The 21,568-nt window shown below is 52.5% G+C and carries 25 protein-coding genes; 18 read left to right on the top strand and 7 right to left on the bottom strand.

Going from position 1 to position 21,568, the window contains the following annotated elements:
• Positions 1-293 (bottom strand): SsrA-binding protein (locus tag ACQY8X_RS16845; RefSeq protein ID WP_428036304.1); only part of this gene is annotated, 293 nt, incomplete at its 3' end.
• Positions 294-499: 206 nt separating this feature from the next.
• Here ACQY8X_RS16845 and ACQY8X_RS16840 point away from each other — a divergent pair.
• Genes ACQY8X_RS16840 through ACQY8X_RS16830 form a run of 3 tightly spaced genes read left to right on the top strand, consistent with a single transcriptional unit; the run spans position 500 to position 2,656 of the window.
• Positions 500-1,864 carry a sodium-dependent transporter gene (locus tag ACQY8X_RS16840; protein WP_428036303.1) on the top strand — a complete coding sequence of 455 codons (1,365 nt, stop codon included), beginning with the start codon at positions 500-502 and terminating at the stop codon, positions 1,862-1,864.
• A 4-nt stretch (positions 1,865-1,868) separates the two neighbouring features.
• Complete coding sequence (locus tag ACQY8X_RS16835) at positions 1,869-2,300, top strand: type II toxin-antitoxin system RatA family toxin (RefSeq protein WP_428036302.1); 432 nt, start codon at positions 1,869-1,871, stop codon at positions 2,298-2,300.
• Positions 2,301-2,353: 53 nt separating this feature from the next.
• Complete coding sequence (locus ACQY8X_RS16830) at positions 2,354-2,656, top strand: RnfH family protein (RefSeq protein ID WP_428036301.1); 303 nt, start codon at positions 2,354-2,356, stop codon at positions 2,654-2,656.
• 52 nt (positions 2,657-2,708) lie between these two features.
• Here the strand turns inward: ACQY8X_RS16830 and ACQY8X_RS16825 are convergent, their stop codons facing one another.
• Positions 2,709-3,044, bottom strand: a complete 336-nt coding sequence (locus tag ACQY8X_RS16825) for an outer membrane protein assembly factor BamE (protein WP_428036300.1) — start codon at positions 3,042-3,044, stop codon at positions 2,709-2,711.
• A gap of 90 nt (positions 3,045-3,134) precedes the next feature.
• Between ACQY8X_RS16825 and fur the strand changes: the two genes are divergently transcribed.
• Positions 3,135-3,560 carry a ferric iron uptake transcriptional regulator gene (gene fur, locus ACQY8X_RS16820; RefSeq protein ID WP_428036299.1) on the top strand — a complete coding sequence of 142 codons (426 nt, stop codon included), beginning with the start codon at positions 3,135-3,137 and terminating at the stop codon, positions 3,558-3,560.
• Positions 3,561-3,639: 79 nt separating this feature from the next.
• Here the strand turns inward: fur and recN are convergent, their stop codons facing one another.
• Positions 3,640-5,310: a DNA repair protein RecN gene (gene recN, locus ACQY8X_RS16815; RefSeq protein ID WP_428036298.1), complete on the bottom strand. Its 1,671-nt coding sequence runs from the start codon at positions 5,308-5,310 to the stop codon at positions 3,640-3,642.
• Between the two features lie 177 nt (positions 5,311-5,487).
• On the opposite strand from recN, the gene grpE reads away from it, so the two are divergent.
• The 7 genes from grpE (at position 5,488) to ACQY8X_RS16780 (ending at position 12,029) form a co-directional block, all read left to right on the top strand.
• Complete coding sequence (grpE, locus tag ACQY8X_RS16810; protein ID WP_428036297.1) at positions 5,488-6,081, top strand: nucleotide exchange factor GrpE; 594 nt, start codon at positions 5,488-5,490, stop codon at positions 6,079-6,081.
• 98 nt (positions 6,082-6,179) lie between these two features.
• Positions 6,180-8,102 (top strand): molecular chaperone DnaK, encoded by a 1,923-nt coding sequence (gene dnaK, locus ACQY8X_RS16805; RefSeq protein WP_428036296.1) that lies wholly within the window; start codon positions 6,180-6,182, stop codon positions 8,100-8,102.
• A gap of 114 nt (positions 8,103-8,216) precedes the next feature.
• Positions 8,217-9,350, top strand: coding sequence for a molecular chaperone DnaJ (dnaJ, locus tag ACQY8X_RS16800; RefSeq protein ID WP_428036295.1), 1,134 nt, complete (start codon positions 8,217-8,219; stop codon positions 9,348-9,350).
• Positions 9,351-9,398: 48 nt separating this feature from the next.
• Complete coding sequence (cysE, locus tag ACQY8X_RS16795) at positions 9,399-10,205, top strand: serine O-acetyltransferase (RefSeq protein ID WP_428036294.1); 807 nt, start codon at positions 9,399-9,401, stop codon at positions 10,203-10,205.
• Between the two features lie 51 nt (positions 10,206-10,256).
• Positions 10,257-11,063, top strand: coding sequence for a 4-hydroxy-tetrahydrodipicolinate reductase (gene dapB / locus ACQY8X_RS16790; RefSeq protein ID WP_428036293.1), 807 nt, complete (start codon positions 10,257-10,259; stop codon positions 11,061-11,063).
• A 185-nt stretch (positions 11,064-11,248) separates the two neighbouring features.
• Positions 11,249-11,638: a DUF3461 family protein gene (locus ACQY8X_RS16785; protein ID WP_428036292.1), complete on the top strand. Its 390-nt coding sequence runs from the start codon at positions 11,249-11,251 to the stop codon at positions 11,636-11,638.
• Between the two features lie 79 nt (positions 11,639-11,717).
• Positions 11,718-12,029, top strand: coding sequence for an NGG1p interacting factor NIF3 (locus ACQY8X_RS16780; protein WP_428036291.1), 312 nt, complete (start codon positions 11,718-11,720; stop codon positions 12,027-12,029).
• Positions 12,030-12,303: 274 nt separating this feature from the next.
• Here ACQY8X_RS16780 and ACQY8X_RS16775 read toward each other — a convergent pair whose 3' ends face one another.
• The 3 genes from ACQY8X_RS16775 to ACQY8X_RS16765 all read right to left on the bottom strand — a co-directional run bounded on the left by ACQY8X_RS16775 (position 12,304) and on the right by ACQY8X_RS16765 (position 13,774).
• Entirely contained in the window at positions 12,304-12,918 is a 615-nt protein-coding gene (locus tag ACQY8X_RS16775) for a MarC family protein (RefSeq protein ID WP_428036290.1), read from the bottom strand.
• 114 nt (positions 12,919-13,032) lie between these two features.
• A complete protein-coding gene (locus tag ACQY8X_RS16770) occupies positions 13,033-13,194 on the bottom strand; it encodes a YqaE/Pmp3 family membrane protein (RefSeq protein ID WP_299202049.1) in 162 nt (53 codons plus the stop codon).
• Positions 13,184-13,774: an NUDIX hydrolase gene (locus ACQY8X_RS16765; protein WP_428036289.1), complete on the bottom strand. Its 591-nt coding sequence runs from the start codon at positions 13,772-13,774 to the stop codon at positions 13,184-13,186. The genes ACQY8X_RS16770 and ACQY8X_RS16765 overlap by 11 nt, the downstream gene beginning before the upstream one ends.
• A gap of 264 nt (positions 13,775-14,038) precedes the next feature.
• On the opposite strand from ACQY8X_RS16765, the gene ACQY8X_RS16760 reads away from it, so the two are divergent.
• Genes ACQY8X_RS16760 through ACQY8X_RS16735 form a run of 6 tightly spaced genes read left to right on the top strand, consistent with a single transcriptional unit; the run spans position 14,039 to position 18,313 of the window.
• Positions 14,039-14,827, top strand: coding sequence for a hypothetical protein (locus ACQY8X_RS16760; RefSeq protein ID WP_428036288.1), 789 nt, complete (start codon positions 14,039-14,041; stop codon positions 14,825-14,827).
• Positions 14,824-15,867: a 4Fe-4S binding protein gene (locus ACQY8X_RS16755; protein WP_428036287.1), complete on the top strand. Its 1,044-nt coding sequence runs from the start codon at positions 14,824-14,826 to the stop codon at positions 15,865-15,867. Before ACQY8X_RS16760 ends, ACQY8X_RS16755 begins: the two co-directional genes overlap by 4 nt.
• On the top strand, positions 15,864-16,604 hold the full coding sequence (locus ACQY8X_RS16750) for a sulfite exporter TauE/SafE family protein (protein ID WP_428036286.1): 741 nt from the start codon (positions 15,864-15,866) through the stop codon (positions 16,602-16,604). Before ACQY8X_RS16755 ends, ACQY8X_RS16750 begins: the two co-directional genes overlap by 4 nt.
• A 2-nt stretch (positions 16,605-16,606) precedes the next feature.
• Complete coding sequence (locus ACQY8X_RS16745) at positions 16,607-17,218, top strand: MotA/TolQ/ExbB proton channel family protein (protein WP_428036285.1); 612 nt, start codon at positions 16,607-16,609, stop codon at positions 17,216-17,218.
• Positions 17,208-17,609 (top strand): ExbD/TolR family protein, encoded by a 402-nt coding sequence (locus ACQY8X_RS16740; protein ID WP_428036284.1) that lies wholly within the window; start codon positions 17,208-17,210, stop codon positions 17,607-17,609. The genes ACQY8X_RS16745 and ACQY8X_RS16740 overlap by 11 nt, the downstream gene beginning before the upstream one ends.
• Positions 17,606-18,313 (top strand): TonB family protein, encoded by a 708-nt coding sequence (locus ACQY8X_RS16735; protein WP_428036283.1) that lies wholly within the window; start codon positions 17,606-17,608, stop codon positions 18,311-18,313. The genes ACQY8X_RS16740 and ACQY8X_RS16735 overlap by 4 nt, the downstream gene beginning before the upstream one ends.
• Before the next feature lie 28 nt (positions 18,314-18,341).
• On the opposite strand, the gene ACQY8X_RS16730 is transcribed toward ACQY8X_RS16735, so the two are convergent.
• Positions 18,342-20,135: a sigma 54-interacting transcriptional regulator gene (locus ACQY8X_RS16730; RefSeq protein WP_428036282.1), complete on the bottom strand. Its 1,794-nt coding sequence runs from the start codon at positions 20,133-20,135 to the stop codon at positions 18,342-18,344.
• A 284-nt stretch (positions 20,136-20,419) separates the two neighbouring features.
• Here ACQY8X_RS16730 and ACQY8X_RS16725 point away from each other — a divergent pair.
• A partial coding sequence (locus ACQY8X_RS16725) for an aldehyde dehydrogenase family protein (protein WP_428036281.1) occupies positions 20,420-21,568 on the top strand: 1,149 nt, incomplete at its 3' end.

The raw sequence follows: 21,568 nt of genomic DNA, 5'->3' as shown, positions 1-21,568 counted from the left end.
CGATCAATTTCGCGACGGTGCAGCAATAGCTTGCGCTGTCGGGTCGGTTCAGCAACAACATGTGTGGATGCAGTTTTCAGCGGCGTAAAATGGGCGCCAACGAGCCACGCTTCGCCGTTATGCAGAACTACATAAGAGTCTACAAGCTGGCCGCGACCTTCGCGGAGGCTTTTTACTTCCCATCCGGTGAGAGACAGGCCAGCCTCGAACTTGGTATCAATCGAATACTCATGTCGGACTTTTCTGTTCTGGCAGATGGTATTGCCACTGGGTTTTGCTTTCTTCTTTGCCATGGGGCGGGATTATATAGAGCGTTACAGTGCAATGAAAGAGAATTAGTATCGTGAAGCTTTCGCTTCTGTTTTGCTGCACGAAAAGCGGTTTTTTACCAGTGGCAGGCCTGTGTCATTGAATTGAGTGGCCAAAATATGGACAATGCCGGGCTGTTTAACGATTCGCATGAGTTGTTGCAAATATTCGCCTACGTTAAGAGATTCAGATGAAAGATCGTCAAAATATTCATGGTTCATGGGCCAGTCGCTGGGTCTTTATTATGGCTGCGACCGGCTCTGCTGTTGGCCTGGGTAATATCTGGAAGTTTCCCTATATTGCTGGTCAGAACGGTGGCGGCGCATTTGTCCTGATGTATCTGGTGTTTATTCTGGCGGTCGGTGTGCCGATTATGATGGCTGAGGTGCTGGTGGGGCGGCGGGGGCGTCAAAGCCCGATTAACTCAATGCGGGAGGTTGCTCTGGAATCAAATCAGTCACCTAATTGGTCGTTGGTGGGCTGGGTAGGGGCGTTGGCTGGTTTTCTGATCTTCTCATTCTATTCGGTGGTGGCCGGATGGGTACTGGCCTATGTGGCTGCGATGGCAAATGGTGAGTTTCTGGATATTGGCAGTGAGCAAGCCGGTAAAGCGTTCAGTGATCTGCTGGCTAATCCCCAGGCGTTGCTGATCTGGCATTCGGTGTTTGTGGTATTGGTAATGATCGTTTTGGTGGGGGGTGTTAACAAAGGCCTGGAACGTGCCACTAAGATTATGATGCCAGCACTGTTCGTACTGCTAATGTTGTTGCTGGGGTATTCGATGACCTCGGGTTCGTTTGGTGAAGGTCTGGATTTTCTGTTCCATTTTGATCCTTCTGAACTGTCCTGGAATGCGGTGCTGGTGGCACTTGGACACTCATTCTTTACCCTGTCCCTGGGGATGGGGTCGATCATGGCGTATGGCTCCTATATGCCTAAAAATGCTTCGATTGGCGGGACTGTACTGACAATCGCTGCGCTGGATACGATAGTGGCGCTGGTGGCGGGTATGGCGATCTTCCCGATTGTGTTTGCCAATGCACTGGACCCCGGTGCGGGGCCAGGTCTGATGTTTATTACCCTGCCGGTGGCCTTTGGACATATGCCGGGTGGACAGATTTTCGGCTTTTTGTTCTTTGTATTGGTGGCGCTGGCCGCCTGGACCTCAGCGATCTCGTTGATGGAGCCGGGTGTAGCCTGGATGGTGGAGAAGTTTGGTCTGAAACGTGGGCCTGTCTGTATTATGCTGGGGCTGGTGGTATGGCTGTTGGGAATTGCGGCGCTAAGCTCGTTTAATTTTGGTAGTGGTGTCGCGCTGTTCGGTATGAATATTTTCGATTTCCTCGATTTTATCACCGCGAATATTTTCCTGCCTCTGGGTGGCCTGTTTATCGCCTGTTTTACCGGTTGGGTGCTGACTCAGCGTATTACCCGGGATGAGCTGGCAGTGAGCAATCCCGCTTACTATCTGGCCTGGTCGCTGGCGATCCGTTATATTGCACCGGTCGCCGTTGCTGCGATCTTTATTTTCAATCTGATCGATAAACTGGGCTGATAGTATGACACAGGTAGATCGGAGTGCGCTGGTGCTCCATACGGCAGAACAGATGTTTGATCTGGTCAACGATGTGGAAAGTTACCCGCAGTTTTTGCCCTGGTGTTCCGGTACTACGCTGATTGAGTCGACTGCGACGACGATGCAGGCAAGCCTGAAAGTTGCTAAAGCGGGGCTTAAGTATAGTTTTACTACCCGTAATCAGTTGCAACGTCCGGGCATGATCAGGATTGAACTGGTGGAAGGACCATTCTCCAGTCTTTCCGGGTTATGGACATTTAAACCGCTGAGTGACGAGGCATGCAAGGTGAGCCTGAGTCTGCAGTTTGATTTTTCCGGTAAGCTGACTAGTCTGGCAATGGGTAAGGTGTTTAATCAGATGGCGGCGACTATGGTTGATGCGTTCGTTAGTCGTGCTGATCAGGTCTATGGCTGAGTGCGCTAGGCGTTTTCAAACGAGTGAAGGGCGTAAGGGTTCAGGTAACTGAGATGATTAAAGTTGAAGTGGCATACGCACTGCCTAATGAGCAGAAGATTATCGCGCTACAGGTCGATGAAGGGTGCTCTGCTTATGAGGCGGTGGTTCAGTCGCGTATCGCTGAAATATTTCCGCAGATTGATATTGAGAACGACCCGATGGGGGTTTTCGGAAAAGCGCTAGCTGACCCTAAGAGCCATATTCTTAAGCCAGCCCAGCGGGTAGAGATCTACCGGCCGTTGATTGCGGACCCCAAAGAGGTGCGGGCGCGCCGGGCAGCGAAAGCTAAGGCTGAGCGTGATGCGCAGGGGTGATTATTAGCCTGTAAAAAACCGGACCCGGTCCGGTTTTTAGCACAGTGTAACTTTACTGCTGGCCGCCGGGGCGAAAATCGCCAGCCATACCTGAGAGATTGCCGTTAGCATCAAACAGGATGGTGAGGCGCTGTTGGGTGATTACCCCGGTTGCGCCGGATTGGTTGCGGTAGATATAGTCCCAGCGATTTTTGTTAAAGCTGTCGGTCACCAGCGGAGTGCCCAGTACATAACGCACCTGGTTCTGGGTCATTCCCGGCCGGAGAGTGTCCACCATCTCCTGGGTGACCACATTGCCCTGTGGAATATCGATCTTGTAAACGCCGGGGAATTCGGAGCATCCGGCCAGTAAAATAGCGGCAATAACGCTAATAAGAATTTTTTGCATTAGTAAATGACTTCCACTTTCGCGTATAAAATCAGATAATTGAGATCGCAAGTCTAACATTCGTTGAGATAAACATCATAGAGAAAGATTATGGCACTTGAAAATCAAGAATTACGTAAAGCAGGCCTGAAGGTTACCCTGCCTCGGGTGAAAATTTATCAGATTCTTGAGAAAGCAGGCGAAGGTGATCATTTCAGTGCAGAGGATATCTACAAACTGCTGCTGGAGCATAACGAGGATGTTGGACTGGCAACAGTTTATCGTGTTCTGACTCAGTTTGAGGCTGCCGGGCTGGTTTCACGGCACCATTTTGAGGGTGGTCATTCAGTTTTTGAGCTGACCCAGGATGAGCAGCACGACCATATTGTTTGTGTGAAATGTGGCAAAGTTCGTGAGTTTACCGATCCGGCGCTGAAAAAGCGCCAGGACCAGATCGCCCAGGAGCTGGGGTTCAAGATTACGGACCGTACCCTCTATCTGTACGGTGAGTGTGCTGACGGTTGTCGCCCTAAATAAGCGTTTGGCAAATATTCCAGAGATAAAAAAAACCGGCCAGGCCGGTTTTTTTATGCAGTCAGTTGGTGTTATCTGCGGTTTATCCATCCAGACCGAGCATCTCCCGGGCGTGATCCAGTGAGGTTTCGGTAACATCAATACCGCCTAACATGCGGGCCACTTCGCCGACGCGCTGATTCATATTCAAGCGGTCGATGCGGGTAATGGTTTTGTCTTTCACGGTCTGTTTGCTGACGAACAGGTGCTGGTGGCCCTGAGATGCGACCTGCGGCTGGTGGGTAACCACCAGAATCTGACTGTTATCACCCAGCTGGCGCAGCAGTCGGCCAACCACCTCAGCAATCGCACCACCAATACCGACATCGACCTCATCAAAGATCAGCGTTGGGGTGCTGGAGGTTTGTGCGGTAATTACCTGAATAGCGAGTGATATTCGCGATAACTCGCCACCTGACGCAACTTTATTCAGCGGGCGTGGCGGTTGACCGGCGTTAGTGGTGATCAGAAACTCAACCTCTTCCAGGCCATGCACGCTTAGTTGGTCTTTGTCATAAGGGGTGATTGATACGCTTAATTCGGCTGCGGTCATCCCGAGGCTGTGAAGCTGTTTGTTAACATCATTTTTCAGTGCCAGCGCAGCTTTTCTGCGGCTTGCACTGAGGCTTTCTGCGCTTTTGATAAACGCCTGACGAGCGTTTTCTGTTTCCTGATGCAGCTGCTCCAGCGCCTGGTCAGACATGCTCAGACCTTCCAGTTCTTTCTGAATGTCGAGATAGAACTGGGGGATCTGCTCGGCCGATATGCGGTGTTTACGGGCCAGATCAAAAATGCTGCTGAGCCGCTCTTCCACATCCGCCTGACGTTTCGGGTTCAGTTCCACCCGGTCCATGTAGTGGCTGATCTCCTGGGCGGCTTCTTCAATCTGAATCTGGGCGCTGTTAAGCATCTCAATGCTTTGTCTGACCGAAGGCGAGGTGCCCTTTATCTTGCCCAGTAAGTGCTGACACTGGTTCAGCAGGCTTAAGCAGTTGACCTCTTCAGCTTCGCAGGTCAGTTGCAATATCTGCTGACCGGACTGGAGAATCTCACCGGCATTGGCCAGGGTGCTCTGTTCCTCGACCAGTTTTTCATATTCACCTTCGCCGACACCCAGTTGTTCCAGCTCTTCGGCCTGATAGCTGAGAAGTTGCAGCCGGGCGGTTTGCTCTTCACTCTGGGCTGAAAGCTGGCGAAGCCGACTATTCATGCCTTGCCAGTTGCGAAACAGCTGGCGCGTTTTTCCCGCCAGCTCAGTCTTGCCGGAATAGGCATCCAGCAGATAGCGGTGATGATCTTTTTTTAATAAGCGCTGATGTTCATGCTGGCCATGAATCTCGATCAGATACTCACCCAGCTCCCGAACCTTATTGATCGGGCAGGGGCTGCCATTGATATAGCTTCTTGAGCGTCCTTCAGAGGTGATCACCCGTCGCAGAATGCACTCATCATCGTCATCCAGGTCCTGATGTCTGAGCCATTTTTTCGCGGTTGGTATGTTGGAAATGTCAAAACTGGCAATTATTTCTGCCCGTTCAGCGCCCTTTCGTACCGAGCCCATATCGGCACGGTCACCCAGCGTGAGTCCCAGAGCGTCGAGCATAATTGATTTGCCTGCCCCGGTTTCGCCGCTGATAACGGTCATACCGTTCTCCAGCTCCAGGTCCAGTTCTTCAACGATAGCGTAGTTGCGAATGTTCAGTTGAGTCAGCATAACCATTAATCTGTGTATTTATACAGTGGTTAATGTATATGCCAATAATTAAGCCAACGCAATCAATAACTGCTCAGTCTGGTAAAAAAATCTAAAAATATCCACTTGAATCCTGTTGTCTTAGCCCCATATAAAAGCTCAACAGAAAACTCACATATCAGATGGTTGGAGAAAGTGATGGCAGGCGAAGATAAGTCTCAGGTTGAAGATCAGCAGCCAGACGCAGTAACTGAAACGGTTGATGAGACCGTGGCCGCTGACGAAACCGTTGAGCCGGTCGCTGCAGAGACGGTAGATGTCGATGCATTACAGCTGGAGTTGGCCCAGGCTCAGGATCAGGTTGCCGCTCTGAAAGATCAGGAGCTGCGAACCCGTGCAGAGATGCAGAATATCCGTCGCCGGGCAGAGCAGGATGTTGAAAAAGCCCATAAGTTTGCACTGGAGAAGTTTGCCAATGAACTGCTGCCGGTAGTGGACAGTCTGGAACGGGCGATTGAAGCATCCAGCAGCGATGATGAAGCGGTTGTGGTTTTGCGGGAAGGCGTTGAGATGACATTGAACATGTTCCTCACCGGTCTGGGTAAATTCAAAGTGGATCAGCACAACCCTGTAGGTGAGCCGTTTAATCCTGAACTGCACCAGGCGATGTCGATGGTGCCTAATCCTGATCTGCCGGCAAACAGTGTTATGGCGGTGATGCAGAAGGGTTATAGCCTCAATGGTCGTCTGATTCGTCCGGCGATGGTTATTGTTTCTAAAGGCGCAGAATAAGTCAGGACTTGAAACTGACAAATCCGCACCAATATAGCTAGCAAGTTCAAAAGAATTTCGTCCGTCAGAACGGACACAGAATTACTGGAGTGATAGACATGGGTAGAATTATCGGTATTGACCTGGGCACAACTAACTCTTGTGTTGCTGTTATGGATGGCGATAAGCCACGGGTTATTGAAAACGCAGAGGGTGATCGCACCACCCCATCCATCATCGCCTACGCGGCTGATGGTGAGATCCTGGTAGGTCAGCCGGCTAAGCGTCAGGCAGTGACCAATCCAAATAACACACTGTTTGCCATCAAGCGTCTGATCGGTCGTCGTTTTAAAGATGACGTGGTTCAGAAAGATATTAAAATGGTGCCGTATAAAATTATCGAAGCTGACAATGGCGATGCCTGGGTTCAGGTAAACGATAAGAAAATGGCTGCACCACAGATCTCTGCAGAGATTCTGAAGAAGATGAAGAAAACTGCAGAAGATTATCTGGGCGAAGAGGTGACCGAGGCGGTTATCACCGTTCCTGCTTACTTCAACGACTCCCAGCGTCAGGCGACTAAAGATGCCGGTAAAATTGCAGGCCTGAACGTTAAGCGTATTATCAACGAGCCAACCGCAGCCGCACTGGCTTACGGTATGGACAAGTCTAAGGGCGATAAGACTATCGCTGTATACGACCTGGGTGGTGGTACCTTCGATATCTCTATCATCGAAATTGCTGAAGTAGATGGTGAGCACCAGTTTGAAGTGCTGGCGACCAACGGTGACACTTTCCTCGGTGGTGAAGACTTTGACTCCCGTCTGATCGAATATCTGGCGGCTGAGTTTAAGAAAGAGTCCGGTATCGACCTGCACAACGACCCGCTGGCGCTGCAGCGTCTGAAAGAGGGTGCCGAGAAAGCTAAAGTTGAGCTGTCATCTGCCCAGTCTACTGACGTTAACCTGCCGTATATCACTGCTGATGCATCCGGTCCTAAGCACCTGAATGTTAAAATCAGCCGTGCAAAACTGGAATCTCTGGTAGAAGCACTGGTGGAGCGCTCTATTGAGCCTTGCCGTATCGCGCTGAAAGATGCTGATCTGACAGCAGCGGATATTGACGAAGTGATTCTGGTCGGTGGTCAGACGCGTATGCCAATGGTGCAGAAGCGCGTTACTGAGTTCTTTGGTAAAGAAGCACGTAAAGACGTTAACCCTGATGAAGCGGTTGCGATCGGTGCATCTATCCAGGCTGCGGTACTCTCCGGTGATGTAAAAGACGTACTGCTGCTGGACGTGACTCCGCTGAGCCTGGGTATTGAAACCATGGGCGGTGTAGCGACGCCGGTTATCGAGAAAAACACCACTATCCCGACGAAGAAGTCTCAGGTGTTCTCTACCGCTGATGATAACCAGACTGCGGTAACCATTCACGTGGTTCAGGGTGAGCGTAAGCAAGCCTCCGGTAACAAGTCACTGGGTCGTTTCGACCTGGCCGATATTCCACCGGCACCGCGTGGTATGCCGCAGATCGAAGTAACCTTCGATATCGACGCCAACGGTATCCTCAACGTATCAGCGAAGGATAAAGCGACAGGTAAGCAGCAGTCTATTATCATCAAAGCCTCTTCTGGTCTGAGTGATGAAGAAGTTGAACAGATGATTCGTGATGCGGAAGCCAATGCTGAAGCGGATAAGAAGTTTGAAGAGATGAGTCAGGCCCGTAACCAGGGTGATGCGATGATTCACTCCGCTAAGAAGACTCTTGAAGATGCCGGTGATAAGGTAACTGAAGAGGAAAAAACAGCCATCAACAGCGCTATCGACGAGCTGGAAGGCGTGCTCAAAGGTGACGATAAAGACGTGATCGAAACCAAGACTGCAGCGCTGACCGAAGCGGTTTCTGCGCTGGCGCAGAAGATGTATGCTGAGGCCGCTCAACAGGCTGAAGGTCAGAGCGATGAGCAGGCTAAGGCTGAACCGGCTGATGATGCTGTTGACGCCGAGTTTGAAGAAGTTAAAGACGACGATAAAAAATAAGTCGTGTTAGAGTGATTCAGACTTGAAATGACAGCGCGGGCCGGTCCCGCGTTGTCCTGTTTTTATTCTTAGCTGATTTTCAACGAACAAGTTAACCGGATTGCGATACCGATTATGTCGAAGAAAGATTTTTACGAAGTATTAGGCGTTTCTCGGGACGCTTCTGACCGGGATATTAAAAAGGCGTTTCGTCGGATGGCGATGAAATACCATCCGGACCGTAATCCTGACGATAAATCGATGGAAGACGCCTTTAAAGAGGTGAATGAAGCATACGAAGTTCTGTCTGATAAACAGAAGAAAGCGGCGTATGACCAGTACGGCCATGCGGGTATCGATCAGGGTGGTATGGGCGGTCAGGGCGGCTTCGGTGCTGGCGGTTTCGGCGATATCTTTGGTGATGTGTTCGGCGATATCTTTGGTCAGCAGGGTCATGGCGGACGTCGTAGCCATGTACAGCGTGGTGCCGATCTGCGTTATACCATGGACCTGAGTCTTGAAGAGGCAGTAAAAGGCTGCGACAAGACCATTACTGTGCCGACACTGGTGCCTTGTGATGTCTGCGATGGCAGTGGTGCTAAACCTGGCACCAGCGCTAAAACCTGTGGTACCTGTGGTGGTATTGGCCAGGTACGGATGCAGCAGGGCTTCTTCTCAGTACAGCAGACCTGCCCGACCTGTCATGGTGAGGGCCAGGTTGTTTCTGATCCCTGCACCAGCTGTCATGGTCAGGGTCGCAAGCAGCAAACCAAGAAACTCTCGGTTAAAATTCCTGCGGGTGTTGATACCGGTGACCGTATTCGCCTCTCTGGTGAAGGAGAAGCAGGCAGTCACGGGGGGCCATCAGGCGACCTGTTTGTGCAGGTTAATGTCCGTGATCATGCGATTTTTGAACGCGATGGTAAGCATCTGTACTGCGAAGTCCCGATCAGCTTTATCGATGCGGCGCTTGGTGGTGAGCTTGAGGTACCGACGCTGGAATCCCGTGTTAAACTGAAGATACCTGCAGAAACTCAGACCGGCAAACTGTTCCGTCTGCGAGGCAAGGGGATCAAGCCTGTGCGGGGTGGTGCCGTGGGCGATCTGCTGGTGCGGGTGACGGTTGAAACACCGGTCAACCTGAACAGTAAGCAGAAAGAGTTGCTGCGCGAGTTTGAAACCGCTATGGATGAGCGACAAAAACATCACGGGCCGAAGAAACATGGTTTCTTTGACAGCGTGAAGAAATTTTTTGAGGATATGACCTGATATCCCCAGGGGCTGCATCGCAGCCCCTACGACTTTTTGGAGTCTTACATGAGTGAATTTCCCACTCAACCGCGTGAGTTATGGACGCTGATTCAACAGGAAGCCCGTGAAGAGATGGCCCGTGAGCCGTTTCTGGCGAGCTTCTTTCATAGCACCATTATCCGTCACCACAGCCTTTGTGAAGCGGTGAGCTACCTGCTGGCAAATAAACTGTCTGATGAGGTCATGGCTGCGATCACGCTGCGCGAGCTGATTGAAGAGGCTCTTGGCGGCGACCCGAATATTCTCAAATGTATCTGTCAGGATATCAGTGCTGTGCGCACCCGGGATCCGGCGGTATCCAGTTTTACTACGGTGTTGCTCTACCTGAAGGGCTTTCACGCCCTGCAGGCGTATCGTATCGCGCACTGGATGTGGCAGCAGGGGCGTCATTCGATGGCACTCTATCTGCAAAGTCGTATCAGTGAAGTATTCCAGGTGGATATCCATCCTGCTGCGCAGATAGGGTGTGGGGTGATGTTTGACCATGCCACCGGTATCGTTGTTGGGGAAACCTGCGTGATCGATAACGATGTGTCTATTATGCAGTCGGTTACCCTGGGCGGGACGGGCAAAGAGAGCGGTGATCGCCATCCGAAGATTCGGGAAGGGGTGATGATTGCCGCCGGTGCAAAAATCTTTGGCAACATCGAGGTGGGCGTCGGCGCAAAGGTCGGTGGCGGTTCGGTGGTGTTGGATAATGTACCACCACATACGACGGTGGTTGGCGTTCCGGCGAAGGTGGTTGGCCGTCCGGAGTGCGAGAAACCGGCCTTTGATATGGATCAGAGTGTCAGTCGGCAAAAGAGTAAATGATTTAAGTTACCGGCTGACTTTATCGGCGGGTGATCAGACCAGGTGTTCAGAATGATAAGAGTTGCAGTAACCGGCGCCGCCGGGCGTATGGGTAAAACAAATATTGAAGCGATTCAGGCGGCAGAAGGTGTCAGGCTTGGCGCTGCGATTGTTGAGTCAACCAGCAGTCTGATCGGTGCCGATGCCGGTGAAGTGGCTGGGGTGGGTAAACTGGGAGTGAAAATTGTCGGCGCACTGGAAGAGGTTATGGATGACTTCGATGTCCTGATCGACTTCACTGCGCCTAAGGCGACCCTGGCTAATCTGGCTCTGTGTGCCATCAACGGCAAGGCGATGGTGATTGGTACCACAGGCCTGAACGAGATGGAGCGTAACGAGCTTAAAAGTTTCGGTGAGGTGATGCCGCTGGTGTTTGCGTCTAATATGAGTGTTGGCGTGAACCTGTGCTTTAAACTGCTGGCAGAAGCGGCTAAAGCACTGGGTGATGATTACGATGTCGAGATCATTGAAGCGCATCATCACCATAAAGTGGATTCCCCTTCCGGTACTGCGCTGAGCATGGGCGAGGTCGTTGCCGACGCATTAGGGCGGGATCTGCGTCAGTGTGCGGTATATGGTCGTGAAGGTCAGGTGGGTGCCCGTACTAAAGAGGAGATCGGCTTTGTCACCATCCGTGCCGGAGATGTGGTCGGTGACCATACGGTGCTGTTTGCCACTGAAGGTGAGCGGATCGAGATTAGTCATAAAGCCAGCTCGCGAATGACCTTTGCTAAAGGCGCGGTACGTGCAGCCGGATGGCTGGCGGGTAAAGAAAACGGTTTGTACGATATGCAGGATGTCCTGGGTCTGCGAGACTAAGGCCTGTCTGAACTGTTTGACAGCCGTCATATGAGCCTGTTTTTCTGGCTGGCTCAGATGGCGGTTTTTTAGTTTTACTGAACAATTAAATAAATATCCCATAATGGGGCAATAGTTATCCCACAGAGTAGCCTTTTTCATCTATATTTTATGGGATGACAGCGAACGGCTTATGGAGAGACCTGATGTCTGCCAAAAAATTTGAGACCCTGAAAGAGATGGGATTTGATGATCCCTACGAGATTGAGAAATATACCACCCGCACAGAGAATGATATCGACGTGCTGAAGGTCTATCTGCACCGCCATCAGGGCGAGTGGATGACCAAGAGTAAGAAGTTTAAGTTTAAGCGCCGCCACACCAATGTTTCCGTTGAAGGAGGACTGGTACCTTACCGTGCCAGCACCGAGCCTTCTCCGTACTATCTGAAAGCGGTGGCAGAGCTTGAACATCTGGTGATCGAAGAGAAGTCTGTTATCAACAAGAAACAGCATCTGCTGGAAGAACTGGCGCATCTGGAAAAAGTGGTAACCCGTAAGGTAGAAGATATTCGTCGGCAGATTGAAGAGCTTTAAACTGGATTATCAGTGATAGATAAACGGCCGGTGAGAAATTACCGGCCGTTTTTTTTCGTTCTGAATAACGGAGGACGTGATGTATAAGCTGGCTTTTTTTGTGCCTGAAGAGAATCTTGAAGCGGTGAAACAGGCGGTGTTCGCTGCCGGTGCGGGCAAAATATGCAACTACGACTGTTGCTGCTGGCAGGTAAAGGGGGGTGGACAGTTCAGACCACTGCTGGGCAGCAATCCCCATATCGGACAGCAGGGGGCGTTAGAGCAGCTTGAGGAGTGGAAGGTCGAGCTGGTGTGTGAAGACCATCTCATCGGTGCGGCAGTGGATGCGCTTAAGCTCGCGCATCCTTATGAAGAGGTGGCTTATGATGTCTGGCAGTTGAGCAATATTTGAACATGTTTATAACCGGGCGTGTTATGAACATAATCTGTTGATAAGCTTGTTGATTAAGTATGGGTAACCGCTGGGTTGTGTAGCTAACTATTTGTAATTATTGTTTTTATTGGTTTTGTGTTAAATATGATCTGGTCAATAAGTAACCTGTGAAAAACCCTGTAAACTAGTCACAAAAACTGTGGATATCCTTGTGGATTAAGTATGGGTATCACTGGGGTAAGCGACGCAGAGCCCGTGGCTGTGGGGTTCTGCGTCATTGATGCGATAACGTTCAGCTAACGCTGGCGATGCGGGCCATAAAGCCGGTAATTCCGGTGAGTACAATCTCGGACGCCATCGCTGCCAGAATCAGGCCGGTAATCTTGCTGAGAATATTCAGCCCGGTTTTTCCCAGTAAACGCTCTACACCCGTTGCTGCATGTAGCAGCGCCAGCAGACAAACCAGCGCCAGAAACATGCCGCTGAGTCCTAAAATGACCTCAATACCATGCAGTTCTGAACCATACACCAGTATCGCACCGATAGTGGCTGGGCCGATAATGGTCGGGATCGCCAGCGGTACTACTGAAGCATCCTCTCTGGGACCTCCCGGCACCTGGGCGTTGGTGCGGATACCGTCCCTGACCAAACTGATGGCCGACAGAAACAGCAAGATGCCCGCGCCGATCCGGAAGGAATCGATCGTGATGCCCAGCAGTTCAAACAGGGGGGAGCCAAAGAAAAACAGCACCAGTGATGCTAACGCTGCGGCAAATACCGCTTTGTTGGCGGTGCTGCGGCGCTCTGCCGGTGTGTCACTGCGGGTCAGTGAGAGGAACATTGACACCACAAAAAACGGTGCAAAGAGGACGAAAAACTTAATCCAGGTAGCGATTAACAAAGTCATGGGAGGTCTCATATCCGCGCCGGATAGGCACAGTTAAATAAAAAAACGGCCTTATGGGCCGTTATTCATCACTGTTGTCGTGGAAAGAGAGCCACGGCAGGAACAGTAAAGTGGTTATTTTAACACCAGCCAGAGCGCATGCAGAATACCCGGGATGTAAAAAAACAGGCAGAGCACAATATTAATTACCAGTTGCAAACCAGCACCGGCTTTCATAAAGACTGCGATCGGGGGGAGCAGAATGGCGAGAATGATGAGAATCAGTTTATTGTCCATCTTCAGGTTTCTCCGGTTTCAGTTCAGGTTTGTCAATATAGTGTCCAGGCGGTGTTTCAAGGTCAACGTGATGTAGTGGAAATGCCCCATTTTTACGGTCTGCAAAATAGAACCGTAAGGCGTTGCGGATGGTCTGAAACGCCAGATCATCCCAGGGGACAGTCTCTTCTGTGAACAGTTGTACATCGGTGGTTTCATCACCGGCAGAAAAGTTCAGGTCATCCAGTTGCGCTAGATAGATCATTTGCACCTGGCTGACCGGCACGATAGAGGTCAGCGTATACAGTTGTAAGTCACTCACCCGCGCATTGGCTTCCTCAAGGGTTTCTCTGGCGGCGGCATTACGGGTTGATTCCCCGTTTTCCATAAATCCGGCGGGCAACGTCCAATAACCAACGCGGGGTTCTATGGCGCGTTTGCATAGCAGAACTTTATCTTCATATACCGGCAGGCAGCCGGCGATGATCTTTGGATTCACATAGTGAATTTCGCCGCACTCATTACAGATATGACGTGGACGGTTATCGCCTGCCGGTATTTCGAACCGGACAGTCGATCCGCACAGGTTGCAGTAGTTCATGATCAATCCTTCAGTCTCTATCCTGATCCGTTAACAATGGCTTCTGGTATCGGCTGCTTACAACTTTAATCCAATAGTTGTTGTTGGCTCAAACACTCAATTGCTTAAGTGCTAACTATTTTTCAGAGAGGCGATGGTTAGGGTGTTATACACCTATAAAAAATAAGTCTATGCGGCGAATTGTCTCATGCGTCATTCGGTCACATCCGCGGCAGGTTAAGTGTGGTTAATATCTGCGGGTTTATTTAACCTGGAAAGAGCAGGATGCGCACACTCACATGTATTTTCTTCTGGATGCTGGCCTCGGTGGCGCAGGCGGATCTCTATTGGCAGCCTGAGCCCGTTAAAGGCGGTGGGCATGGTGGCCCTAAACTGTTTCGATTAATCGATCAGAGCCCATTGGCACAGTCCGCAGCAATGTTGCTGCATTCCGATCTGCAACGCAGCCCGCTTGAGCCGCAGGGTGGGGTGTACCGGGTTAAGGCTACCGGTAAAAACAGTTATCACGCCCTGGTCGCGACGGAACAGGGTAATGATTTTCAGCACATGGCGGTGCGCTACCTCTACTTCAGTGGTAAGCCGGTGGATACCTCCCCCTCTGATCTGTTAGCTGAGCCACTGGGTGCGCTGGAGATTGTCCCCGATCCCTTACCCCGAGAGCATTGGCGCTATACCAGCGGTAAAACCTACCGCTTTATTGTGCAGTTTAAAGGTGAGCCGTTGCAGGAACAGCCGGTATTGGTGATGACCGCTCTGGGCAGCACCGAGATACTGCATACTGATGCCGATGGCGTGCTGACAATTGCTATCCCAGATGACTTTACCCATGTTGTTGCGGGCGTGCGGGCAAATCCCCCGGGTGAGCTGCGCATTTTTAGCGAACTGAAGCGTGACGGCATCGGTTATCAGACCTCGCTCAGTACGGCTTACTTCGTCAACGAGTCCAGCTGGAAGAGCGCTAATCTGGGAGCAGGGGTTGCCCTTGGCGGACTGCTGTTCGGATTCTGGCTTAACCGCCGTCTGCCTGCCCATAGCCGGAGGAAAAAAAGATGATTGCCAACCTGACCCTTGTTCGCCGGTTTGTTCAGCTATGTATGTTTATCTTTCTGGTGTATGGCTCGGTAGTGGTGGGTTTTTATGCGGCCGATAAAATTTCTGGCGCGCTGCCTGCACTGAGCTGTGCTTATGACTCCATGAATGCTGATTACTGCGCGCTGATCCCATTGCAGCATCAGTTGCATCATCGTCTGGACGCCTCAGTTGAAAGCGGTAACTGGTTCCTGTTTCTCATGCCATTTATAACCACCGTCGGCACTTTCCTGCTGCTGTTTGTCTTTCTCAATAAGGCGTTTTGTGGCTGGGTCTGCCCACTGGGGTTCTTTCAGGAGATGATGCAGCTGATTGGACAAAAGCTTGGATTACGTCGGGTCGACAGTCTTGCCCATGGCGCTGTTGATAAGATTCGTCCGGTTAAATGGCTGATGCTGGGCGGCTTAGTATTGGTTCTGCCGGCACTGACCAGTCTGGGGTTTCTCAGCAATGAATGGGGCGATCCGTTTTGCCAGATCTGTCCCAGCCGGATTATGACCACCCTGCTGACCGGCTCGAATGAACAGTTATTTGTCGACACCTCCAGCCCCAGTTACATGGCGCTTTCGATTACTGGCGATTTTCTTTTTGGTTTGATGGTGGCGCTGGCGATGACCATGCGGCAGCCCTTCTGCCGCATCTGTCCGATGTTGGCGTTGCATGCGGTGTTCAGAAAAGTAGGCTTCGCCCGGCTGGTGAAACAGGGTAGCGCCCGCTGTGATAAATGTGGCCTCTGCGCCGAGGCCTGTCCAATGGATATTCGTGAGCTGCAAAGCGAATGTAATACAGTGGACAAGGCAAAAGATATTACCCTGGCAGATTGCACCCTGTGTGGTCGCTGTGTTGAGTTTTGTCCCGATAAGGATGTGCTGCAGTTACGCTATCTCAGTGTGCCGGTTTTCAGCTCCAGTCCCGCTTATTTTAAACAGCGTAAGAAAGCCCAGACACAATGGGACAGCGTTAAGCTGATCGGTTTTAAGCAAACGGAAAAAGAGAAAATATGAGTGCAGAGCTACTGGGGCTGGAGCTGAGTGCTGCTGTATTCACCGCCTTCCTGATCGGTCTCAGTTTTGGCAGTGGCCCCTGTAATCTCAGTTGTCTGCCCTATCTGGGGCCAATACTGCTGGGTCCTGCGGCGCGAAAGCCTTTTCATGCGGTACTGTTGCCATTTATGAGCGGCAGACTCGCAGGCTATCTGCTGTTGGGAACCCTCGCGGCCGCTACGGGCAGTGTGCTGCAACATTACCTTAAGCACCCGCTGCTGCCCTGGGCAATCGCCGGGGTGACTTTCTGGCTGGCACTGCGGATGTTACTTCAGAGTCGTAAACCGGTTTGTGCCGTTAGCGCTGCGCAGGGTAGTTCGTTACAGACGAGTGTTCAGCGATCCCCAACAGCCGCTCTGATCGCCACCGATGCCGGTGGTACTACTGACGGAGCGGCTGAAAAAAACCGCTTACAGCTGGCTTTACTGGGGTTCTCCCTGGCATTGAATCCCTGTGTTCCCTTGCTGGGTTTACTGGCGGCTGCTGCGCAGAGTGCCGACCCATTGTGGGGAGCCGCTGTTGCATTGAGCTTTGGTTTGGGGGCGATCGTGATTCCTACTTTGCTGGTGCGCTACGGGTTTGCTTTGCTGGGGCAGGAGTTGCAACAACAGTTGTCTCAGTGGCAGTTGGCGCTGACCCGCACCGGTGCCGTAATGTTGATGTTAGTCGCGGTAAATACCGCGTTAAGGGGCGTTTAAAAATGATGTGGATTGATAAAGGGGGTCCGATAATCTGGATCCTGATTGCGTATTCAATACTGGGATTGGCGATTATTGCCAGTCGCTATCTGCAACTTTTATTGACCCGTCGATGTAATCTTTTACTCTCCCCGAAACAGTGGCAGGGAGGGGCCGAAAAAAGGATTGTTGAGCAGTTACGCGGCGTGCTGCGGCTGCATGGACATAGCCCGGAGTTGCGAGCGACCGCCACGCATCTGATTCAGGCAGAGATGAAGCCGTTTGAGTCCGGCTTGAAGACCGTGGCCGTGCTGGCAAATACCGCACCACTGTTAGGCTTGCTGGGTACCATCACCGGGATGATTAAAGCGTTCCAGGTGATTGAAAGTGCAGGCGGTAAGGTGGATGCAATGGCGTTGGCCGGCGGTATCTGGGAGGCGATGTTAACCACCGGGGTGGGTTTATCTGTGGCGATTCCGCTGTTGATTTTACTGCACTTTCTGGAGTCCGCTCTAGGTCGTTACCATTGGCATCTGCATCAGGCGGCAGCACTGGTACTGGACCGTTCAGAGAGTTTTGATATTGCTGTGGATGAAGGTCTTGATGACTGGGAGACTGTTGCGGATGTCCTATAAATCACCCGCGCACAGTCTGATTACCCTGAATCTGACGCCGCTGATCGATATTGTATTTCTGCTGTTAGTCTTCTTTATGCTGACGGCGCATTTTGTGGATGAAAAACAGATTGAACTGACGTTACCGGAAGCGGCCAGCGCAGAAGCGATGACCGAGGTCGAACCGGTGGTAGTATCGATTGATCCGTCGGGTAGCTTCTATATCAATTCAGAGGTGGTACATGGCCAGCTGCTGGAGCAGCGTCTGCAATTGCTGTTCAGTGATAATCCTGACCGGCTGCTGCGTATTAAAGCGGATAGCCAGGTGAGTTTTGATAAGGTGGTGACGCTGCTTGATATCGCCCGATTACTGCATATCAGCCATCTAGAAATTGCTACCCGGGAAAAATGAGTCTGACATCTGAACAGCAAAGTCGTACAGGCGGCTATCTGTTAGCGGGTTTGCTCTTGTCTGGCGGGGTGCACGCGGTTATCTGGCAGCAGTTACAACAGCCGGAGCTGAGTGTTGCGGCGGCTGCGCCGGTGAGCTATCAGCCGGTGATGCTAATGGCGCAGGCAGTGCCGCCTCTGCCCACAGAAGCCCCGTTGCCTGAAACGGTTCAGGCTCCAGAGCCGAAACCAGAGCCGCCGGTTGTCCCTAAACCTGTGAAGCCAAAACCGAAGCCTAAGCCAAAACCGAAGCCTAAGCCCAGACCAAAGCCTCAACCTGAGCCAGTGTTACAGTCCAGGCCGCAGAAGGCGGTGGCAGAATCGCCCCCTGTGGCCGCAACTAATCCGGTTAACAGCGCACAGCCTGTTGCACCGGTGATCAGCGCTGAGCAGCTACGGCAGCGCTTTCTGGCGCTACTGGTGCAACGTATCGATCATCATAAACGTTACCCGAAGCGGGCACAGTCCCGGGGGATCGAGGGCCGGGTGAGCTTTAAACTGTCACTGAATAGTCAGGGGGCGTTGGAAAAGTTTGAATGGCTTGAGGGCAATCGGTTGTTTTATCAGGCAACGCTGGAAGCGGTGCAGCGATCACTTCCGCTGCCCCTGCCGGATGGGCAGGGGGCGTTCAGTTACCGATTGGCACTGGAGTATAAGTTGCTGTAGATAAGGCTCGCCGATAGCAAGGGGCAGGTTACCCGGCTTCCTGATTACTCTCGTTGATCTTTTTCATCCGATAGGCCAGTCGCGAGCGGGTTAGTCCCAACAGCCTGGCGGCTGCAGACAGGTTGCCATCCGCCTGAGCGACCGCCTCACTCACCAGTCGTGCTTCCAGTTTATCGAGGGATGGGCCGACAGCGTTAGCCGGGGCAAAACGGCGAAACTGCTCCAGGGCTGATTCCTCGCTATCCTGACTCAGCTCTCCTTCTGAACTGATGGTAAACAGCAAAGCCCGGGTGGTTTCCTCATCCCGGAACAGATGGGAGAGGTCGATCAGTGACCCGTCTTCGGCGGCTATCACCCCTCGTTCGACCAGGTTTTGCAGCTCCCGGATGTTGCCGGGGAAGCGGTAGTTAAGCAGTGCGCGCATCGCTTTCAGGGTGAAACCACGGATGTTACGCCCGTGGCGCTGGTTGTAGTGCTCAAGAAAATGCGACAGCAGCAACGGAATATCATCCCGTCGCTCCCGCAAGGGGGGTAGCAGGATAGGAAAGACATTCAGGCGGAAAAACAGGTCCTCGCGGAACTCCCCTTTAGCGACCGCATCTCTGAGTTCGACATTGGTGGCGGCGACCACCCGGACATCAACGCTGATCAGACTGGTGCCCCCGACCCGTTCCAGCACCCCCTCCTGCAGTACCCGTAGCAGTTTGCCCTGGGAACTAGGGCTGAGTGTGCCAATCTCATCGAGAAACAGGGTGCCGCCGTGGGCGCGTTCAAAACGCCCTGGGCGGGATGTTGTGGCTCCGGTAAAAGCCCCCCGGTCGACACCGAACAGTTCAGACTCGATCAGCGAGTCAGGAATGGCCGCGCAGTTGATGGCGATAAAAGGTTCATCTTTACGGCTGCCGATCTCATGCAGCATACGGGCAAACAGCTCTTTACCCACACCGGATTCGCCGGTAAACAGAACCGTGGCGCGGGTGCTGGCAACCCGTCGTAGCATATGACAGGCGGCAATAAAGGCGGAGGAGATACCGATTAACTGCCGCTCCCCCAATACCGGTAGTTCAGTATTGACCATCGGCAGCGGCGCGGCGGTGGGCAGAGAGCCTGAGCCAGTATTGCTATGACTGACAAAATCTTCGGCGTTGAGATAGCGCAGATCCTCTTCGACATCGCCCCATAACTCTACGGTCCGGCCGATCACCCGGCAGGTGGCGTGGCCCATTGAGCGGCACTCGACCTCACGGAAAACGGTCAGTCGTCCCAGCAACGTGGTTACGTAACCCATGGCATAGCCAAGCTGCATCCAGCAGGCGGGTTCGGTGCCGATGCCGTAAGCGGCGATATGTTCGTCGTCTTCACTGGAGTGGTGCCAGAGAAACTCGCCATCATAGGTACCCTGATGGGGATCGAACTCAAAGTGGATGGTTTCCACCTGCACCACGCCCTCCAATGAGTGCAGCTGCGTGCCAGCAAAGAAGATCGCTTCCGGGTCGGCATCGGGCCAGCGTTCGCGCACCAGTTGCGCATCCCGGACGCCGGAGCTGTAGCCCGAACGGGTCAATAGTCCCCGTGCCCGTTCAACTCCCAGTCGTTCAATCAGCTCGCGCCGCAGGCTACCCAGCGACGAGTTGTGCATCAGTACCATGCGCTGGCCATCCAGCCAGATCCGCCCGTCTTTAGGGGAGAAATGCAGATATTCAGACAGCTGACCAAAGTCGAGACCGGAACCCTCAGTGAGGTTATCGCTGTCGCCAGCGGGGAGTTCAGTGGGGCGTGCCTGGGTCAGACCCGGTTGGTCTGTCGCGGGGGAAGAAGCCATAGGTGTACTCATTGTTATCATTATTTTTAACAAAAATATTAAGTCGTTTTTCTGTGTTTAACAATCTTATCAACTGTTTAGGTTGTAAATAATTTTTGTGCACTGCAATTAAGATAAATAGTTTGTTCAGGCATACGGAAGGTCTCTGCACGTATCTGATGGATGTTGCGTTGCAATAAAAAGAGCCATGGAGAAATCTGGCACAGCGGTTGCTCTATCCGGTTAACAATAAAAAACGTCCATCCCACCTGTTTTGGGGCGGACAACACGCTGGAGGTTCTATTGTGTCAATTGTAGAAAGTGACTCAGGTCTGTTGGACTCATCCCTCTGGATGGGGCGGATATTCGATGGTAGCTGGAGGGCCGCGCAGGGAGGTACTGTCGTCGTGACCGAACCGGCAACCGGGGAAGTGCTGACCACAACCGGTATGGGCGATGCTGCCGATATCGCCATTGCTGCACGCAGTGCTGCTGAAGCTCAGGCTGAGTGGGTGAAAATGTCCTGCCGCGAGCGGGCCGATATCTTTTTCCGTGCTGCTGAGGTTCTGCAACAGGATTTCAGTGCCGCAAAAGACTGGATTGCCCGGGAAACCGGCGGCATCTTTGCCAAGGGGGAGCATGAGGTGCGTGAGGCGGTGGTCATTCTGCGCCGCTCGGCTGCGATGCTGCTTGATCCGGATCATGGCCTGGTGCTGCCTTCGGCGTCGGGTACCCTGTCGTTTGCCAGGCGCCAACCCTTAGGGGTTATCGGTGTGATCTCACCGTTTAACTTTCCACTGATTCTGTCTATTCGTGCCGTCGCCCCAGCGCTGGCAGCGGGGAATGCTGTGGTGCTCAAGCCGGACCCGCGTACGCCGGTCAGTGGCGGTTTTATTATCGCCCGGGCGTTTGAGCAGGCGGGGCTGCCAAAGGGGTTGCTGCATGTGATTCCCGGCGGCGCGGATGCCGGGGAAGCGCTGTGTACCGATCCCCATGTGCGCATGATCGCCTTTACCGGATCGACGCCGGTGGGACGCAGAATCGGTGAGCTGGCCGGACGCCATCTGAAAAAAGTGATGCTGGAGCTGGGCGGTAAAAGTCCGCTGATTATCACCGAGGATGTCGATCTTGATCTGGCCGCCAGCAATGCAGCCTGGGGTGCCTGGTTCCATCAGGGGCAAATCTGCATGGCATCGGGACGCATCATTGTTCATGAATCGATTGCAGCGCAACTGACAGAACGGCTGGTGGCTAAAGCGGCTCACCTGCCTTTTGGCAATCCAACCGATGGTAACGTGGCGATGGGGCCGATTATCAACCGTGCTCAACTGGAGCGGGTGGATGCCATCGTCAAAGAGAGCGTGGCTGCCGGTGCGACCCTGGAAGCGGGTGGTGAGCCTGAAGGGCCCTACTATCAGCCGACCGTTCTGTCGGGCGTTAAACCGGGGATGCGC

Origin of the sequence: Amphritea sp. (assembly GCF_050300915.1) — a bacterium.
Classification (GTDB): domain Bacteria; phylum Pseudomonadota; class Gammaproteobacteria; order Pseudomonadales; family Balneatricaceae; genus Amphritea.
The sequence above is the reverse complement of the archived record's forward strand: the minus strand, read 5'-3'. Positions and strand labels throughout refer to the sequence as shown.

What these genes read in the sequence shown, in the direction of transcription:
- ACQY8X_RS16825 (WP_428036300.1), bottom strand. Translation starts at nt 3,044, where the DNA reads ATGCAAAAAATTCTTATTAGCGTTATTGCCGCTATTTTACTGGCCGGA.
- dapB (WP_428036293.1), top strand. Translation starts at nt 10,257, where the DNA reads ATGATAAGAGTTGCAGTAACCGGCGCCGCCGGGCGTATGGGTAAAACA.
- grpE (WP_428036297.1), top strand. Translation starts at nt 5,488, where the DNA reads ATGGCAGGCGAAGATAAGTCTCAGGTTGAAGATCAGCAGCCAGACGCA.
- ACQY8X_RS16730 (WP_428036282.1), bottom strand. Translation starts at nt 20,135, where the DNA reads ATGGCTTCTTCCCCCGCGACAGACCAACCGGGTCTGACCCAGGCACGC.
- recN (WP_428036298.1), bottom strand. Translation starts at nt 5,310, where the DNA reads ATGCTGACTCAACTGAACATTCGCAACTACGCTATCGTTGAAGAACTG.
- ACQY8X_RS16735 (WP_428036283.1), top strand. Translation starts at nt 17,606, where the DNA reads ATGAGTCTGACATCTGAACAGCAAAGTCGTACAGGCGGCTATCTGTTA.
- fur (WP_428036299.1), top strand. Translation starts at nt 3,135, where the DNA reads ATGGCACTTGAAAATCAAGAATTACGTAAAGCAGGCCTGAAGGTTACC.
- dnaJ (WP_428036295.1), top strand. Translation starts at nt 8,217, where the DNA reads ATGTCGAAGAAAGATTTTTACGAAGTATTAGGCGTTTCTCGGGACGCT.
- ACQY8X_RS16740 (WP_428036284.1), top strand. Translation starts at nt 17,208, where the DNA reads ATGTCCTATAAATCACCCGCGCACAGTCTGATTACCCTGAATCTGACG.
- ACQY8X_RS16835 (WP_428036302.1), top strand. Translation starts at nt 1,869, where the DNA reads ATGACACAGGTAGATCGGAGTGCGCTGGTGCTCCATACGGCAGAACAG.
- cysE (WP_428036294.1), top strand. Translation starts at nt 9,399, where the DNA reads ATGAGTGAATTTCCCACTCAACCGCGTGAGTTATGGACGCTGATTCAA.
- ACQY8X_RS16770 (WP_299202049.1), bottom strand. Translation starts at nt 13,194, where the DNA reads ATGGACAATAAACTGATTCTCATCATTCTCGCCATTCTGCTCCCCCCG.
- ACQY8X_RS16830 (WP_428036301.1), top strand. Translation starts at nt 2,354, where the DNA reads ATGATTAAAGTTGAAGTGGCATACGCACTGCCTAATGAGCAGAAGATT.
- ACQY8X_RS16755 (WP_428036287.1), top strand. Translation starts at nt 14,824, where the DNA reads ATGATTGCCAACCTGACCCTTGTTCGCCGGTTTGTTCAGCTATGTATG.
- ACQY8X_RS16775 (WP_428036290.1), bottom strand. Translation starts at nt 12,918, where the DNA reads ATGACTTTGTTAATCGCTACCTGGATTAAGTTTTTCGTCCTCTTTGCA.
- ACQY8X_RS16760 (WP_428036288.1), top strand. Translation starts at nt 14,039, where the DNA reads ATGCGCACACTCACATGTATTTTCTTCTGGATGCTGGCCTCGGTGGCG.
- dnaK (WP_428036296.1), top strand. Translation starts at nt 6,180, where the DNA reads ATGGGTAGAATTATCGGTATTGACCTGGGCACAACTAACTCTTGTGTT.
- ACQY8X_RS16745 (WP_428036285.1), top strand. Translation starts at nt 16,607, where the DNA reads ATGATGTGGATTGATAAAGGGGGTCCGATAATCTGGATCCTGATTGCG.
- ACQY8X_RS16840 (WP_428036303.1), top strand. Translation starts at nt 500, where the DNA reads ATGAAAGATCGTCAAAATATTCATGGTTCATGGGCCAGTCGCTGGGTC.
- ACQY8X_RS16780 (WP_428036291.1), top strand. Translation starts at nt 11,718, where the DNA reads ATGTATAAGCTGGCTTTTTTTGTGCCTGAAGAGAATCTTGAAGCGGTG.
- ACQY8X_RS16785 (WP_428036292.1), top strand. Translation starts at nt 11,249, where the DNA reads ATGTCTGCCAAAAAATTTGAGACCCTGAAAGAGATGGGATTTGATGAT.
- ACQY8X_RS16750 (WP_428036286.1), top strand. Translation starts at nt 15,864, where the DNA reads ATGAGTGCAGAGCTACTGGGGCTGGAGCTGAGTGCTGCTGTATTCACC.
- ACQY8X_RS16765 (WP_428036289.1), bottom strand. Translation starts at nt 13,774, where the DNA reads ATGAACTACTGCAACCTGTGCGGATCGACTGTCCGGTTCGAAATACCG.